Source organism: Phenylobacterium sp. (assembly GCF_965284355.1).
Classification (GTDB): Bacteria; Pseudomonadota; Alphaproteobacteria; order Caulobacterales; family Caulobacteraceae; genus Phenylobacterium.
In genome coordinates this window covers 3,045,017-3,060,093 of record NZ_OZ260078.1, presented here as the reverse complement: position 1 = coordinate 3,060,093, position 15,077 = coordinate 3,045,017, and the positions used below count along the sequence as shown (strand labels likewise).

The following is a 15,077-nucleotide window of genomic DNA, read 5'->3' as shown; positions in this document are numbered from 1 at the left end:
GGACGAACCAGGGATTTCACGGATTGCGCGGATGAGGCGGTTCGCCATCCCTGAAAATCCGTGAAACCCGTGGTTTCCAAACGAAAAGAGCCCCCGCTTGCGCGGAGGCTCCAATCTAGTCGCTTGATGCGGTGACTAGTTGCGGAACACCGCCGCCGAGGCGCCGCCGTCGTCGGGCTGTTCGCGGTACTGCTGCAGCTCGTTGCGGCCCACCACCATGTGGTGGACTTCGTCCGGGCCGTCGGCGATGCGCAGCGTGCGGGTGTTGGCGTACATGCGGGCCAGCGGGGTGTGCTGCGAGACGCCCAGAGCGCCGTGCATCTGGATCGCCTGGTCGATGATCTGGCAGACCTTTTCCGGCACCATCGCCTTGACCATGTGGATCCAGACGCGGGCTTCGCGGTTGCCCAGCACGTCCATCGCCTTGGCCGCCTTCAGGACCATCAGGCGCATGGCCTCGATCTCGATGCGGGCGCGGCTGACGCGCTCGATGTTGCCGCCCAGCTGGATGATCGGCTTGCCGAACGCCGTGCGGGTCATGCCGCGCGTGACCATCAGGTCCAGCGCCTTTTCCGCCGAGCCGATCGCGCGCATGCAGTGGTGGATTCGGCCGGGGCCGAGGCGCAGCTGGCTGATCTCGAAGCCGCGGCCTTCGCCCAGCAGCATGTTCGAGGCCGGCACGCGAGCGCCGTTGAATCGGATGTGCATGTGGCCGTGCGGCGCGTCGGGGTCGCCGAACACCTGCTGGCCCTGGACGATCTCGACGCCCGGCGTGGGCAGCGGCACCAGGATCTGCGACTGCTGAAGGTGCGGCGGGTCGTTCTCGCCGCCCGTCTTGACCATGCAGATCATCACCTTGCAGCGCGGGCTGCCGGCGCCCGAGATGTAGTGCTTCTCGCCGGTGATGACGTACTCGTCGCCCACGCGCACGGCGCGGGTGTCGATGTTCTTGGCGTCCGAGCTGGCGGTGTTCAGCTCGGTCATGCAGTAGGCCGAGCGGATCTTGCCTTCCAGCAGGGGCTCCAGCCACTGCTTCTTCTGCTCGGGCGTGCCGACGCGCTCCAGCACTTCCATGTTGCCGGTGTCGGGCGCGGCGCAGTTCATGATCTCGGAAGCGAGGCGCACCTTGCCCAGCTCGACGGCGATGTAGGCGTAGTCGAGGTTCGACAGACCTTCGCCGGTCTCGGCGTTCGGCAGGAAGAAGTTCCAGAGGCCCGCGGCCTTGGCCTTCTCCTTGGCGGCTTCCAGCACTTCCAGCTGGCCGGGGGCGTACTGCCACACGTCGGGGCGGCCTTCGCCCAGGCGATGCCACTCTTCAGACGCCGGCTCGCACACGTCTTTGATGAAGGCCTTCACCGCGTTGTAGAGCGGCAGCGCCTTGTCCGACATGCGCAGGTCGTTGAGGTCGTCCTGCGGGCTCAGGCCGAAGCTGGATTGAGCCCTGGCGGCAGCCATTGCGGGCCGATCGGCGGTCATGGTCATGGGTCGCTCCCTATCGTTGCCGCCAGTCTTGCCGCAAAGGCGATTTTCAAACAAGCGTTTAATCTTCGGGAGTGTGCGTTTCGCCACATCCTTCGCGCGCATCTTGGCGCACGACGATCATCTCTTGCAGGCAGCTCAAACAGGGAGGACTTCCCGCATGGTTCAGCTCCTCGTAGCGGGCTCGTACACACCCACACGCATCCGCAGCGAACTCACGTTCCCTGGAGCCATCGCGACGGGGGCCACAGGTCTGAAGGTCAAGCGAGTACAGGAGTGGCTGACGCTCCACGACTGCGCACTCGCGATCGATAGCGACTTCGGTCCGGTGACCGAGCTTCAGGTTCGCTCCTTCCAGGCCCAGGTCGGTATTGCTGTCACGGGCGCCGTCGACAACACAACCTGGGACCACCTCGTCGAGCCGTTGGTCAAGGCCGTGGCTCCGATCGCGCCCGGCGCGACGCTCTCATCGACGATCAATGCGGTGGCGGCCCAGCACGTCGCGCAGCATCCTCGCGAAGCCGGGGGCGACAACCGTGGCCCCTGGGTGCGAGCCTATCTGGGCTGGGATGGCACGCCCGCGAGATGGTGCGCCGGCTTCACCTGCACGGCGATGGAACAGGCCGCCGCCATCCATGGCGTCGCGCCCGCGATCGCATCGTCTGCGAGTTGCGACACGCTCGCGGACCGCGCGAAAGCGGCGAACAGGTTCGTGGCCGGCGGCGGCGCCAACACGCCCCCCGCGAAGACGATACCGCCCGGCAGCTTCTTCCTCGTGCGGGCGACGGCGACGGACTGGACCCATGTGGGCATTGTGGCCGGCGCCGGACCCGCTGCGTTCCAGACCCTCGAAGGCAACACCAACGACGAGGGCTCGCCTGACGGCTACGAGGCCTGCGCCCGCGCGCGGAACTATCGGAACAAGGACTTCATCGTCTGGTAGCTCGCCGCGGCCGGGCCTTGTTGTCAGACCGGGGTAGCCATCAGGCTCGTTTGGGAGGATCGCGGCGGCGACCGGGATCCCCTCCTCACGCTCAAAGCGCAGAGGGTCCCCGGGTCGCGCGCTGCGCGACACGCCCGGATGCAGCCTCTCAGGCCGGGCCACGACTCGCGCGTCAGGCGACCGCAGCTTGGCGCTTCTTGGCCCGGCGCAGAACGAGGTACTGCAGGTCACCGACGATCAGGGCGGAGACGGCCTGGACGGCCACGAAGGCCACGCCCAGCTGGGTCGGCTGGACCCAGCCCAGCGCCATGATCGCGATGCTCTCGATAGCCCAGAGCGCGTTGAACGCCACCAGAGCCCAGACCGCAGGGCGCGGCAGCGTGGGCCGAAGCGCCATGACGACCAGCCCTGCGGCGTAGACCAGCAGGAAGAGGCCGACCGGCTGCATGAAGGCGAGTGAAAGCCCCAGCGGCTGTGCGAGAAAGCCGGCGTCAAACGCGAAGGCCGCGCCCATCAGTCCGCAAGCCGCGGCGTCGGCGCCGATGACGAAACGCAGGAAGGTCGAACGAACGGCGGTCATGAGGGAAGCTCCTTGGGCTTGTCGATGGCCCAAGGATTTCGCAGTAGCGGCCGCCGGTCGATTACGCGGGAGGTAAGGCCCGCCGCCTCGTGGCCGGCCTACTTCACCGGCACATGGTCGGCGTGCGGGCAGACCGCCGCCAGCAAGGCTTCGTTGTCGGCGCCCTCGGCCTTCTTCGGCGTGTCGGAGCGCCACGTCGCCTTGATGTCGAGCGCCTGGTTCGGCCGGTAGCTCGCCATCGGGATCACGTTCTTCTTGCCGCAGTCATAGGCCGCAACGCTGCCGACGCTGTCGGCCTTGCCGGGCGCGGACGGACCCAGCGTGCCCTTGGACAGCGCCTGCATCACAACAATGCGGCCGCTCTGCTTGTCCTTGTAGGTGTAGTCGCTGTCGAACGAGACGCTGGCGCCGTTCTCCATCGTGTGGAACTTCGTCCAGGTCTCGGCCGAGGCGGCGCCGGCGACGAGGCTCAGGGTGGCGGCAAGCGCGAGGGCGCGGCGCATAGCGTGTCTCTCCAAACAGTCGTTCGAGTTTCTTGGGCGCGACCCTAGCGGCGGTTTTTGGGCGCCTCCACACATTTCAGGCGCGGCACAACGCCTAAGCCGCCTTCCGCCTGGCCTTCGCATAGCCCCGCTCGGTCTCGCCGATGTAGTCGCGGGTGATGGGCAGCACGTCGACGCGCTTGGCCAGCTGGATCTGGAAGATGAACTGCCGGCGCGCCCGGAAGCTCTGTTCCGCGATGCCCAGATAGAACTCGAACATCCGGCAGAAGCGTTCGTCATACAGCTCGACGATGTCGGGCCGGGCCGCGCGGAAACGGTCGCGCCAGTGCCGGATGGTCTCGGCGTAGTGCAGGCGCAGGATCTCGATGTCGGTGACGATCAGGCCCGCCCGCTCGATGGCCGGCAACACTTCGGACAGGGCGGGCGAGTAGCCGCCCGGGAAGATGTACTTGTCGATCCAGGCGTTGGTGACGCCGGTCTCTGGCCGCCCGATCGAGTGGACCAGGGCGACCCCGTCGTCCTTCATCAGCCGCGCCACGCCGTCGAAATACTCCTGGTAGTTCGGCCGCCCCACCGCCTCGAACATGGCGATCGACATCACCCGGTCGTACGTCCCCTTCAGGTCGCGGTAGTCGGTGAGCGAGAACCGCGCCTTGTGCGCCAGCCCCTTCGCCTCGGCCCGTTCCTTGGCCACCTTCAGCTGCTCGACCGACAGGGTGATGGCGTCGACCTCGACATCGGCGTCCTCGACCAGCTGCAGCGCCAGGCCGCCCCAGCCGCAGCCGATCTCGACCACGCTCATGCCGGGTTCCAGGGCGAGCTTGGCCGCGATGTGCCGCTTCTTGGCCAGCTGGGCTTCTTCCAGCGTCATGTCGGGCCGCTCGAAATAGGCGCAGCTGTACTGCATGTCCTCGTCGAGGAACCGCCGGTAGAGGTCGTACGAGAGGTCGTAGTGGTGGGCGACGTTCTTGCGCGCGGCTACCCGGTCGTTGGCCTCGCGCAGCGTCTTGCGCAGCCAGCGGCGGAAGGGCCCGCGTTTCTTGGTCTTGTTCTTGGCGTTGGCGCCGATCAGGTCGATGAACGCGTCAATGTCGCCCTGCTCCAGCACCAGGCCGCCATCCATGTAGGCCTCGCCCACGCCCAGGCCCGGCTTGGCCGCGATCCGCGCCGCCCAGGCCGCCGTGGTCACGCGCGCCACCAGCGGCGGGCCCGACCCGTCGCCCAGCTTCAGTTCGGCGCCGCCCGGCAGCTTGATCGTCAGGTCGCCTTCGCGCACCAGACCCTTGAGAACCGACTGCAGACCCATGGCGCCCCCTCCTATTTTCGACCGACAGTAGGATCGTCTGCGCGAATTCCAAGCCACCGCTCGCATTGGATGCGCGACGTCGCTTGACTCAAGCCGCACCGGTTCCTAACTCCCGCACGACGTTGGCACTCAGGGGTTGGGACTGCTAACAGCCACGTCCCCCCGGGCCCGCGTCACCGCATTTTGAACCGTCTCGAACGGAATAGAGAGAGAAGAACTATGGCGTTTCGTCCCCTGGGAGATCGCGTCCTCGTCAAGCGCGTCGAGGAAGAAGAAAAGACCAAGGGCGGGATCATCATCCCCGACACCGCGAAGGAAAAGCCGCAGGAAGGCGAAGTGATCGCCACCGGCCCCGGCGCCCGTGACGACTCCGGCAAGGTCCAGCCTCTGGACGTCAAGGCCGGCGACCGCATCCTGTTCGGCAAGTGGTCGGGCACCGAGGTCAAGCTCGATGGCCAGGACCTGCTCATCATGAAGGAAAGCGACATCCTGGGCGTCGTCTCCTAAGGCGACCTCGAGGGCCCGCGACCGGGCCGCTTCCCCCAACAATCTAGGAAAGAGAATCAGCCATGGCTGCCAAAGACGTCTATTTCGCCTCCGACGCGCGCGACCGCATGCTGCGCGGCGTCAACACCCTCGCCAACGCCGTGAAGGTGACCCTGGGCCCCAAGGGCCGCAACGTGGTCATCGAGAAGTCGTTCGGCGCCCCGCGTTCGACCAAGGACGGCGTGTCCGTCGCCAAGGAAATCGAACTGGCCGACAAGTTCGAGAACCTGGGCGCCCAGCTCATCCGCGAAGTCGCCTCCAAGACCAACGACAAGGCCGGTGACGGCACCACGACCGCCACGGTCCTGGCCCAGGCCATCGTCGTCGAAGGCCTGAAGTCGGTCGCCGCCGGCATGAACCCGATGGACCTGAAGCGCGGCGTCGACAAGGCGGTCGCCAAGGTCATCGAAGAGATCAAGGGCAACGCCAAGAAGGTCTCGGACAACTCGGAAATCGCCCAGGTCGGCACCATCTCGGCCAACGGCGACTCGGAAGTCGGCGAGATGATCGCCAAGGCCATGGCCAAGGTCGGCAACGAGGGTGTCATCACCGTCGAGGAAGCCAAGACCGCCGAGACCGAACTCGACGTCGTCGAAGGCATGCAGTTCGACCGCGGCTACCTGTCGCCCTACTTCATCACCAACGCCGAGAAGATGGAGGCCGACCTCGAAGAGCCGCTCATCCTGCTCTTCGAAAAGAAGCTCTCCTCGCTGCAGCCGCTGCTGCCGGTGCTGGAAGCCGTGGTCCAGTCGGGCCGTCCGCTCCTGATCATCGCTGAAGACGTCGAAGGCGAAGCGCTGGCGACCCTCGTGGTCAACAAGCTGCGCGGCGGCCTGCGCGTCGCGGCCGTCAAGGCTCCGGGCTTCGGCGACCGCCGCAAGGCCATGCTGGAAGACATCGCCACCCTGACCGGCGGCCAGCTGATCAGCGAAGACCTGGGCATCAAGCTCGAGTCGGTCACGCTCGACATGCTGGGCAAGGCCAAGAAGGTCACGATCACCAAGGACGACACCACCATCGTCGACGGCACGGGCGACAAGGCCGACATCTCGGCCCGCATCGCGCAGATCAAGGCCCAGATCGAGACCACCACCTCGGACTACGACAAGGAAAAGCTGCAAGAGCGTCTGGCCAAGCTGGCCGGCGGCGTCGCGGTGATCCGCGTCGGCGGCTCGACCGAAGTCGAAGTGAAGGAAAAGAAGGACCGCGTCGACGACGCCCTGAACGCGACCCGCGCGGCCGTGGAAGAAGGCATCGTCCCCGGCGGCGGCGTCGCCCTGCTGAAGGCCTCCAAGGTTCTGGACGGCTTCAAGGGTGACAACGACGACCAGGAAGCCGGCGTCGCCATCGTGCGCCGCGCGCTGCAGGCTCCGATCCGCCAGATCGCCGAAAACGCCGGCGTCGAAGGCTCGATCGTGGTCGGCAAGGTGCTCGAGAACAGCTCGGCCACCTTCGGCTTCAACGCCCAGACCGAAGAGTACGTCGACCTGGTGAAGGCCGGCGTGATCGACCCCGCGAAGGTCGTCCGTACGGCGCTGCAGGATGCGGCCTCGGTCGCCGGCCTGCTGATCACCACCGAAGCGGCCATCGTCGAAGCCCCCAAGAAGGGCGGCGGCGGCGCGGGCGGCATGCCCGGCGGCGGCATGGGCGGCATGGGCGACATGGACTTCTAGTCGCCTTGAAAGCTGTCATCCCGGCCAACGGAGCGGCGCAAGCCGCGTAGGCCGAGCCGGGAAGAGACCGGAGGGCGGGACCGCAGGGTCCCGCCCTTTTTCTTTGTGGGCGATGCTACCGCGCCTTGCAGGATGGCGCTCTCAGCTAGGTAGCGGCGACTTTGGCGGTGCAAGCTGTCGCCTATGATCCGCCCTGCCGTCGCAGCCGCCCTCCTGCTCGCCACGTCGGCCCAGGCTGCCGTCGTCGGCCAGATGACCCCGGCCCCGCCGCTCACCCGCGAGCGCCTCGCCGACATCCCTGCGGGCGAACGCGCCACTTGGTCCGACTATCTCGACCGCTCCGAGGCGGCACGCCGCCTGAACGCCGCCGAGACCACCAACGGCCTGCCCCCGACCTCCGGCGACGCCGCGGCCTCGATGCCGCTGAACAAGTCCGCCACCTGGTACGCCACACCCGAGGCCCGCCACATCGCCGACGTGATCGTCAGCTTCCAGAGTCCCGCCGGCGGATGGGGCAAGAATTCGCCCCGCAACGGCGCCGTCCGCCAGCCGGGCCAGCCGTTCTCCGCGGAGAAGGACTACGTCGGCACGCTCGACAACGACGCCACCGTCACCGAACTCCGCTTCCTGGCGCGCGTCATCACCGCCGGCGGCGAGGCGTCCTATCGCGACAGCTTCGAGCGCGGCGTCCGTTGGCTTCTGGCGGCGCAGTATCCCAACGGCGGCTGGCCCCAGGTCTGGCCTCTGGTCGGCGGCTACCACGACGCGGTGACGTTCAACGACGATGCCATGGTGGCTGCGCTCAGCCTCCTGAGCGACATCGCCAAGGGCCAGGGTGACTACGGCTTCACAGCGCCCGCCCTGCGCGCCGAGGCCGATATCGCATGGCGGCGCGGCCTCGCAGCCGTCCTCAAGGCGCAGGTCGTGAAGGACGGCCGCCCCACCGGCTGGCCGCAGCAGGCCGACGCGGTCACACTGGCGCCCGTCGGCGCCCGCAACTTCGAGCCCGCGGCATTGGCCAGCGCCGAAAGCGCCGGCATCCTGGCGTATCTGATCAAGGCCTTCCCCACCCCGCCAAATGAGGTGGCCCGCGCTGTGAGCGGCGGCATAGCCTGGCTGAAGAGCGCGGCGATTGCCGACAAGGCCTGGCCGACGCCGGCCCCCGGCGAGGCCCGCCGCCTGGTCGACCAGCCCGGCGCACCGCCGCTATGGGCCCGCTACTATGACCTCGCCACCGGCCGCCCGATCTTCGGCGACCGCGACCGCACCATCCATGACGATGTCCACGACCTGAGCGCCGAGCGCCGCAATGGCTATGCCTGGTTCACCACCGCGCCTGCGAACGTGTTGAAGGCCTACGGCCGATAGCCCGGTCTAGCCGGCCACCGTCTCGGCCACCCGGAACTCCGCGCCGGTCTTGGCCTTGATCTCGTCAACGGTCACGCCCGGCGCCAGCTCCAGGAGGGTCAGAGGCGACTTGCCCCGGCTGACGTCGAACACGCCCAGCTCGGTGACCACCAGGTCGACGACGCCCTGGCCGGTGAGCGGCAGGGTGCAGGCCTTGAGCAGCTTGGGCGCGCCGGTCTTCTCGGTGTGCTCCATGACCACGACGACACGCTTCACGCCCGCCACCAGGTCCATGGCGCCGCCCATGCCCTTCACCATCTTGCCCGGGACCATCCAGTTGGCGAGGTCGCCGTTCTCGGCCACCTGCATGGCTCCCAGGATGCTGAGGTCGATGTGGCCGCCGCGGATCATCGCGAAGCTGTCGGCGCTGGAAAAGTAGCTGCTCGACGGCAGGGCGGTGATCGTCTGCTTGCCGGCGTTGATGAGGTCGGCGTCCTCCTGCCCCTCGAGCGGGAAGGGGCCCATGCCCAGCATTCCGTTCTCGCTCTGCAGCGTCACGCTCATGCCTGCGGGAATGTAGTTGGCCACCAGCGTCGGGATGCCGATGCCGAGGTTCACGTAGAAGCCGTCGCGCAGCTCCTGAGCCGCGCGGGCGGCGATCTGGTCCCGAGTCCAGGCCATTAGACGGCTCCCTCAAGCTTGCGGGTCGTGCGCTGCTCGATGCGCTTCTCGTGCACCCCTTCGACGATGCGGTCGACGAAGATGCCGGGCGTGTGGATGTTGTCGGGGTCGAGCGTGCCGGTGGTGACGATCTTCTCGACCTCGGCCACGCAGACCTTGCCGGCGGTCGCCATCATCGGATTGAAGTTCCGCGCGGTCATCCGGTAGACGAGGTTGCCTTCCTGGTCGCCCTTCCAGGCCTTCACGATCGAGAGGTCGGCGGTGAGGCCGCGCTCCATCACATAGAGCTCGCCGTCGAACTCGCGGACTTCCTTGCCTTGGGCCACCAGCGTGCCGACGCCGGTCTTGGTGAAGAAAGCGGGGATGCCCGCGCCGCCGGCCCGGATGCGCTCGGCCAGGGTGCCCTGCGGATTGAACTCCAGCTCGAGCTTGCCCGACAGATAGAGCTCGGCGAACAGCTTGTTCTCGCCGACGTAGGAGCTGATCATCTTGCGGATCTGGCCGCCGGCCAGCAGCACGCCCAGGCCGAAGTCGTCGACGCCGCAGTTGTTCGAGACAACCGTCAGGTCCTTGACGCCCGACTGGCGGATCGCCGCGATCAGGGTTTCGGGAATGCCGCACAGCCCGAAGCCGCCCGCCATGATGGTCATGCCGTCGAACAGCTGCCCTTGCAGCGCCTCGACCGCGTCTTTGCGAACCTTGTCAGCCATACCCGTCTGATACGCCGCAAAACGGTGGTCCGGAAGGGTCGGTCAAAAAATTCATCGATTGATGATATTGTAGTCACACCCCCGGATCAGGGGATGGTGATCCCGCAATGACCGCAGACTCCCTCCTCATCCAGGCCCTGGTCTATCTGGCGGCCGGCGTCGTCTCCGTTCCCATCGCCAAGCGCCTGGGGCTGGGTTCCGTCCTCGGCTACCTGATCGCCGGCGTGCTCGTGGGCCCCTTCGCGCTGTCCCTCGTGGGCGACCAGGCCGACGTGATGGCCTTCGCCGAGTTCGGCGTGGTGATCCTGCTGTTCCTGATCGGACTGGAGGTGAGGCCGGCGCTGCTGTGGGAAATGCGCACCTCGATCTTCGGTCTGGGCGCCGCGCAGATGCTGGCAAGCGCCGCGGTTGTAGGCGCCATCGCCCTGATCCTGGGCGCCGACTGGCGCGTGGCGCTGGCCGTGGGTCTGATCCTGTCGCTGTCGTCCACGGCCATCGTGCTGCAGAACCTGGAGGAGAAGGGCCTGCGGCAAGGCCCCGTGGGCCAGGCCGCGTTCGGCGTTCTGCTGTTCCAGGACCTGGCGGTCATCCCACTGTTCGCCCTTCTGCCGCTTCTGGCCGCCAGCCCGGGCGGGGTCGAAGCCGCCGCCGGGCACGGCCACAGCATCCTGACTGGACAGCCTGAGTGGGTGCGCATTGTGGCCACGTTCGCCGCCGTGGCTGGCGTAGTGGTGGGCGGCCGCTATCTGACGCGACCGATCTTCCGTTTCATCGCCGCGGCGCGCCTGCGCGAGATCTTCACGGCTTCGGCCCTGCTGCTGGTGGTGGGCGTCGCGGCCCTGATGGAGCTGGTCGGGCTCTCGCCGGCGCTGGGCGCTTTCCTGGCCGGCGTGGTGCTGGCCGAGAGCGAGTTCCGGCGCGAGCTCGAGACCGACATCGAGCCGTTCCGCGGCCTGCTGCTGGGCCTGTTCTTCATCACCGTGGGCGCGGGCCTGAACCTGGGCCTCGTGGCCGCTCAGCCGGTGCTGGTGATCTCGCTGACTTTGGGGCTGATGGTCGCCAAGTTCGCATCGATGTGGGCCGTCGGCCTGGCCTTCCGTCGAAGCCGGAGAGACTCGGCCACCATGGCCGTGTCCCTGGCCCAGGGCGGCGAGTTCTGCTTCGTCCTGCTGACCTTCGTGGCCGGCGCCCAGGTGCTGTCCGCCCAGGACGCGGCGCTGGCGACCGCCGTGGTGGCGCTCTCCATGGCGCTGACGCCTGTCGCCTTCGTGCTCTACGAGAAGCTGGTGCTCAACCGCACCGCCGGCCTGGCCGAGCCCGAGCGCCTGGCCTTCGACGATGGCGCGCCCGACGTGATCGTCGCCGGCTTCGGCCGCTTCGGCCAAATCGCCACCCGCCTGCTCATCGCCAACGATTTTTCGGTGGTGCTGCTCGATTCCTCGATCGAGCAGATCGACACCATCCGGCGCTTCGGCTGGCGGGTGCATTACGGCGATGCGACGCGCCTCGACCTCCTGCGGGCGGCAGGGGCCGACAAAGCCAAGCTGCTGCTGGTGGCGATCGACGACAAGGACAAGGCCGTCGAGCTGGTGAAGGCCGCCACCGACTACTTCCCCAATCTGACGATCCTGGCCCGCGCCTACGACCGCCGCCATGCTTACGAGCTGGTGCGGGTGGGCGGCGACGAGGTCGTGCGCGAGACGTTCGAAAGCGCGATGCTGTTCGGCAAGAAGGCGCTCTTGCGGCTGGGCCTGTCGGACCGCCGCGCGGCCAAGGCGGTCACCCTCTTCCGCGACCACGACATGGCGCTCTTCAAGAAGCTGGCTCCGGTCTACGGCGAGGAGGAGCAGTACGCGATGGCCGTGCGCGACAGCCGCGAGACCATGGAGAAGCTGCTGACCGAAGAGATGCGCCGCCTGTCCAAGGAGGAGGCCGAGGAGGCCGACAACGACCGGGCCGCCGCCAAGCGCCGCCTGGAGGCCGGCTAGAGCCTGTCCGGTTCAGCTTCTGAACCGAATGAACAGGCTCGCTCTGTTGGATTTATAGCGCCTTTCAGGGCGAAACCGGCGTCCACCTTCGCCCAACGCGCTCTAGGTCCTGTGGACACTTATCGTAGCCACAAGACGATGGCGGCGAGGGTGACGATGGCGAGGTAGTTGCGGGCGGTCTTCTCGAAGCGGGTGGCGACGCGGCGGAACTGCTTGAGCCTTGAGAAGCAGCACTCGACCAGGTGGCGCTGAGCATAGAGCTGGGCGTCGAGGGGGTGCTTGATCGCGCGGGATGGGTTGTTCGGTATGACGGCGATCGCGCCCTTCTCAGCGATCTTCTGGCGCAGGCGATCTGAGTCGTAGGCGGTATCGGCCATCACTACGTCGGCGGCCAAGCCTTCGATCAAGGGTTCGGCCTGGGGTGCGTCGCCACGATGGCCGGCGGTGAGGCTGAACCGGACAGGACAGCCCAGGCCTCTGACCGCCATGTGGATCTTGGTGCTCAGGCCGCCGCGGGAGCGGCCAAGGGCCTGATCTTCAGACCCCCCTTTTTCGCGCCCGCCGCATGCTGGTGGGCGCGCACGATGGTCGAGTCGACGATCAGGTACTCGAAGTCCGGATCGTCCGAGAGCGCCTCGAAGATGCGCCACCAGACCCCTTTGGCGCTCCAGCGGCTGAAGCGCCGAAAGACCGTGTTCCAGTCCCCGAACACCTCGTGCAGGTCACGCCAGGGCGAACCCGTCCTGACGATCCAGAGCACGCCCTCGACGAACATCCGGTTGTCCCGACCCGTCGAGCCCTTCTGATCCGGCCGCCCGATGGTCAGCGGCGCGATCCGCTCCCACTGCTCATCGCTCAGCACCAGTCGATCCATCACACCCAAGACCGCCTCCAAAAAGCAGTCTTGAATCACGCTTCGGACCCAGCGTGAATCCTAAGAGTCCACAGCTCCTAGAGCCGCTTGCGCGCCGAGATCTGGTACATGCCTCGGAAGGTGGCAGGATGGCGCTCCTCGAACGCCGCCCACCGGGCGAGATCGTTCAGCGGCGCGCCGGGGAACATGCCGCGGTAGATGTCCAGGATGGGCAGCGGGAGCTTGACGGCTTCCAGCTCCAGCCCGTTCTCATCGAGCATCCGCTGCAGGTCACCGGGCGTGAGCGTGTGTTCCTGGACGTGCATCAGCAGGTCCAGGCAGGCGCTGACCGAGTAGAAATCCCCCGACGTCGCGACCTCTCGCACGGGCGAACCGGCGGGCGCGTCCAGAATGGCCCGGCGCAGCGCCCGGATCCCCTCGGTGGTCGACGGATAGGCGGCCGCCAGCGCCTTCGCCGGCGCAAGATAGGCGCGGGCGACGGTGCTGTAGACGCCGATATCCATCCGGCCGCCGGGCCGCAACAGGCCGGCCAGGACCCGAGCCCCGGCGAAGGGATCGGCCATATGGTGCAGCACCCCACTGCAGTCGATCACATCGAACGTGCGGCCCAGCGCGCCCAGCGCCAGCAGGTCGGCCTGGGCGAAGGTGACGTTGTCGATGCCCAGGGTCCGGGCGGCGCGCATGGCGTAGGCGAGGCTGGCGCGGCTCAGGTCCACCGCCAGGACGCGGCTGCGAGCTCTGGGCTTGGCGATGCTCAGAGCGTTTCGGCCCGTCCCGCAGCCGGCGATCAGGATGTCGGACTCTTCGTCCATCGGCGCGGCGGCGTGAAGCTCCACCCAGCGTGGATAGGGATTGGCTTCGTACTGCGCCTGGACGGCCCGCGAGACCTCGTCGGAGATCGGGGTGATGGTCTCGATCCGGGCGGCCAGCTCCGCCTCGTCCCGCGCACTGGCGATCTGGCCGATGATCGCCGCAAGATGGGGGCCGGCCTCGCGGGCGAGCAGCGTGGAGGCGTCGGGCCGGCCGCTCAGGGGCCTATAGGCGGCGTAGAGCAGCAGGCTGACGTCGTCGTTGCGGGAGGCGATCTCGGCGAGGCGCGCGGTCTCGTCGGGCGCTTCCCACCAGGCGTACTCGTTGATGAACCCCTGCAAAGCCAGATGCGCCAGGAGCGGCGTATGCTGGGGCCCGGCGCCCTGGAGCAGCAGCTGTCGCCGGACGCCGGTCAGGTGGCGCTCGAGCGCGGCGTCGCGCAGGGGCGCCGATCCGAGACGGCGCGCCAATTGATGATCTTTGACGATCGCGGTGGCGAAGGCGGCCCAGGTCACGGAGCCTCCTTACCACGCAGCTTGACCTTGGCCAGCCTGGGGGTCGCTTGCCGGGATGCGCGGCGGCGCGCGGAGGTGTAAAACGCCGGAATGAGCCAAGCCACTGCCCTCCAGGATCGTATCGAGCCGGTCTCGTTCGACCTCTTCGCCAAAGACTTCAACGCCTTCACCCAGGCGCTGGGCGACAGCTACGCCCGCTGGGGCTTCGCGGTGATCTCCGATCACGGCATGCCGCAGGATAAGGTCGACGCGGCCATCGACCAGATGAAGCAGTTCTTCGCCCTGCCTGAGGCGGCGAAGATGAAGTACAAGCTGCCCGTCGCCGGCCAGCGCGGCTACACGCCCTTCGGCGTCGAGACCGCCAAGGGCCACACCCACTACGACCTCAAGGAATTCTGGCACGTGGGCCGCGACCTGCCGCCCGGCCACCGGTTCCGCGATCACATGATCGACAACGTCTGGCCCGATCTGGAGCTGCCCGAGTTCCACGCGAAGGTGCAGTGGCTCTACAACGCGCTGGACGCCATGGGCCTGAAGGTCCTGGAGGCGATCTCGACGTACCTCGGCCTCGATCGGCACTTCTTCGACAACAAGGTCGACGTGGGAAATTCGATCCTGCGCCTGCTGCACTATCCGCCGGTCCCCAAGGACGGCCCGCACATCCGCGCCGGCGCGCATGAGGACATCAACGTCATCACGCTGCTGCTCGGCGCCGAAGAAGCCGGGCTGGAGGTGAAGGATCACGACGGCCGCTGGATCGCCATCAATCCGCCGGCCGGCAGTCTGGTGTGCAATATCGGCGACATGCTGCAGCGGCTGGTGAACCACCGCCTGCCGTCCACGACCCACCGCGTGGTGAACCCGGCCCCCGAGCGCCGCGGCTTCCCGCGCTACTCGACGCCATTCTTCCTGCACTTCAATTCGGACTACCTGATCCGGACGCTGCCGAGCTGCGTCGACGCCGCCAACCCCGACCGGTACCCGCAGCCCATCACGGCCGACGAGTACCTCCAGGAGCGGTTGAGGGAGATCAAGCTGGCTTAGGGGCGGCGCGTATTCCCTTCTCCCCTTGCGGGAGAAGGTGTCAGCCACAGGCTGACGGATCAGGGGTCGCGCGGAGCA

The 15,077-nt window shown here is 67.4% G+C and carries 13 protein-coding genes and 1 pseudogene; 6 read left to right on the top strand and 8 right to left on the bottom strand.

Features of this window, described 5'->3' with window-relative positions; genetic code table 11:
* Positions 1-135: 135 nt before the first annotated feature.
* Positions 136-1,482, bottom strand: a complete 1,347-nt coding sequence (locus ACQ66R_RS14960; protein ID WP_430423279.1) for an acyl-CoA dehydrogenase family protein — start codon at positions 1,480-1,482, stop codon at positions 136-138.
* 157 nt (positions 1,483-1,639) lie between these two features.
* On the opposite strand from ACQ66R_RS14960, the gene ACQ66R_RS14955 reads away from it, so the two are divergent.
* The gene (locus ACQ66R_RS14955) at positions 1,640-2,422 is read left to right on the top strand and encodes a peptidoglycan-binding domain-containing protein (RefSeq protein ID WP_430423277.1); all 783 of its coding nucleotides are present in this window, start codon (positions 1,640-1,642) and stop codon (positions 2,420-2,422) included.
* A 172-nt stretch (positions 2,423-2,594) separates the two neighbouring features.
* On the opposite strand, the gene ACQ66R_RS14950 is transcribed toward ACQ66R_RS14955, so the two are convergent.
* The 3 genes from ACQ66R_RS14950 to ACQ66R_RS14940 all read right to left on the bottom strand — a co-directional run bounded on the left by ACQ66R_RS14950 (position 2,595) and on the right by ACQ66R_RS14940 (position 4,811).
* Positions 2,595-3,002: a hypothetical protein gene (locus tag ACQ66R_RS14950; RefSeq protein ID WP_430423275.1), complete on the bottom strand. Its 408-nt coding sequence runs from the start codon at positions 3,000-3,002 to the stop codon at positions 2,595-2,597.
* A 98-nt stretch (positions 3,003-3,100) separates the two neighbouring features.
* Positions 3,101-3,505, bottom strand: a complete 405-nt coding sequence (locus tag ACQ66R_RS14945) for a hypothetical protein (protein ID WP_430423273.1) — start codon at positions 3,503-3,505, stop codon at positions 3,101-3,103.
* Positions 3,506-3,599: 94 nt separating this feature from the next.
* Positions 3,600-4,811, bottom strand: a complete 1,212-nt coding sequence (locus tag ACQ66R_RS14940) for a class I SAM-dependent methyltransferase (protein WP_430423271.1) — start codon at positions 4,809-4,811, stop codon at positions 3,600-3,602.
* A 219-nt stretch (positions 4,812-5,030) separates the two neighbouring features.
* Between ACQ66R_RS14940 and groES the strand changes: the two genes are divergently transcribed.
* The 3 genes from groES to pelA all read left to right on the top strand — a co-directional run bounded on the left by groES (position 5,031) and on the right by pelA (position 8,398).
* Complete coding sequence (gene groES, locus ACQ66R_RS14935) at positions 5,031-5,318, top strand: co-chaperone GroES (protein WP_293361936.1); 288 nt, start codon at positions 5,031-5,033, stop codon at positions 5,316-5,318.
* Between the two features lie 62 nt (positions 5,319-5,380).
* Positions 5,381-7,030, top strand: coding sequence for a chaperonin GroEL (gene groL / locus ACQ66R_RS14930; protein WP_430423269.1), 1,650 nt, complete (start codon positions 5,381-5,383; stop codon positions 7,028-7,030).
* A gap of 183 nt (positions 7,031-7,213) precedes the next feature.
* On the top strand, positions 7,214-8,398 hold the full coding sequence (pelA, locus tag ACQ66R_RS14925; protein ID WP_430423267.1) for a pectate lyase: 1,185 nt from the start codon (positions 7,214-7,216) through the stop codon (positions 8,396-8,398).
* Between the two features lie 6 nt (positions 8,399-8,404).
* Here the strand turns inward: pelA and ACQ66R_RS14920 are convergent, their stop codons facing one another.
* Together ACQ66R_RS14920 and ACQ66R_RS14915 are read right to left on the bottom strand one after the other, a co-directional pair.
* On the bottom strand, positions 8,405-9,058 hold the full coding sequence (locus ACQ66R_RS14920) for a 3-oxoacid CoA-transferase subunit B (protein WP_430423265.1): 654 nt from the start codon (positions 9,056-9,058) through the stop codon (positions 8,405-8,407).
* On the bottom strand, positions 9,058-9,768 hold the full coding sequence (locus ACQ66R_RS14915; RefSeq protein ID WP_430423263.1) for a CoA transferase subunit A: 711 nt from the start codon (positions 9,766-9,768) through the stop codon (positions 9,058-9,060). The genes ACQ66R_RS14920 and ACQ66R_RS14915 overlap by 1 nt, the downstream gene beginning before the upstream one ends.
* 107 nt (positions 9,769-9,875) lie before the next feature.
* On the opposite strand from ACQ66R_RS14915, the gene ACQ66R_RS14910 reads away from it, so the two are divergent.
* Positions 9,876-11,756: a monovalent cation:proton antiporter-2 (CPA2) family protein gene (locus tag ACQ66R_RS14910; RefSeq protein ID WP_430423261.1), complete on the top strand. Its 1,881-nt coding sequence runs from the start codon at positions 9,876-9,878 to the stop codon at positions 11,754-11,756.
* Between the two features lie 119 nt (positions 11,757-11,875).
* Here ACQ66R_RS14910 and ACQ66R_RS14905 read toward each other — a convergent pair.
* Both ACQ66R_RS14905 and ACQ66R_RS14900 read right to left on the bottom strand, forming a co-directional pair.
* Positions 11,876-12,630: pseudogene (locus ACQ66R_RS14905) on the bottom strand (IS5 family transposase).
* 77 nt (positions 12,631-12,707) lie between these two features.
* Positions 12,708-13,955, bottom strand: coding sequence for a class I SAM-dependent methyltransferase (locus ACQ66R_RS14900; RefSeq protein WP_430423259.1), 1,248 nt, complete (start codon positions 13,953-13,955; stop codon positions 12,708-12,710).
* Between the two features lie 90 nt (positions 13,956-14,045).
* Between ACQ66R_RS14900 and ACQ66R_RS14895 the strand changes: the two genes are divergently transcribed.
* Positions 14,046-14,999 (top strand): isopenicillin N synthase family dioxygenase, encoded by a 954-nt coding sequence (locus tag ACQ66R_RS14895; protein ID WP_430423257.1) that lies wholly within the window; start codon positions 14,046-14,048, stop codon positions 14,997-14,999.
* Positions 15,000-15,077 lie beyond the last annotated feature (78 nt).